This window comes from Streptomyces niphimycinicus (genome assembly GCF_018883605.1).
Lineage (GTDB): Bacteria > Actinomycetota > Actinomycetes > Streptomycetales > Streptomycetaceae > Streptomyces > Streptomyces niphimycinicus.
In genome coordinates this window covers 1-539 of the sequence record NZ_JAHLEM010000501.1, presented here as the reverse complement: position 1 = coordinate 539, position 539 = coordinate 1, and the positions used below count along the sequence as shown (strand labels likewise).

General features: G+C 74.2%; 1 protein-coding gene. It reads right to left on the bottom strand.

Going from position 1 to position 539, the window contains the following annotated elements; translation table 11 throughout:
* Nucleotides 1-539: SDR family NAD(P)-dependent oxidoreductase (locus KN815_RS34260; RefSeq protein WP_216345744.1), on the bottom strand; the 539-nt coding region annotated here is incomplete at both ends.

The following is a 539-nucleotide window of genomic DNA, read 5'->3' as shown; positions in this document are numbered from 1 at the left end:
CGGGCCGCCGAACACACCGGAGGAGGACGAGAACAGCACGAAGGCCGCCAGGTCCAGCTCGCGGGTCAGCTCATGCAGATTCCACGCGGCGTCCACCTTCGGACGCATGACATGGTCGACGCGCTCGGGCGTCAGCGAGCCGATCACACCGTCGTCCAGCACACCGGCGGTGTGCACGACGGCGGTCAGCGGATGCTCGGCGGGAACGGTGGCGAGGGCCGCGGCGAGCGCGTCCCGGTCCGCCACATCACACGCCGCCCAACGCACGCTCGCGCCCAACTCGGCCAGCTCCGCGCCGAGTTCAGCGGCGCCAGGAGCCTGGTCGCCACGGCGGCTCACCAGCAGCAGATGCCGTACGCCACGCTCGGCCACCAGATGCCGGGCCACCAGACCGCCCAGCGAACCGGACGCACCGGTCACCAGCACCGTGCCCTCGGGGTCGAGGCCCCGGGCGTCGTCCCGCTCCGGCTCCACGGCCACCCGCGCCAGCCGGGGCACGGACACCGCGCCCGCGCGGATCGCCACCTGCGGCTCGTCCG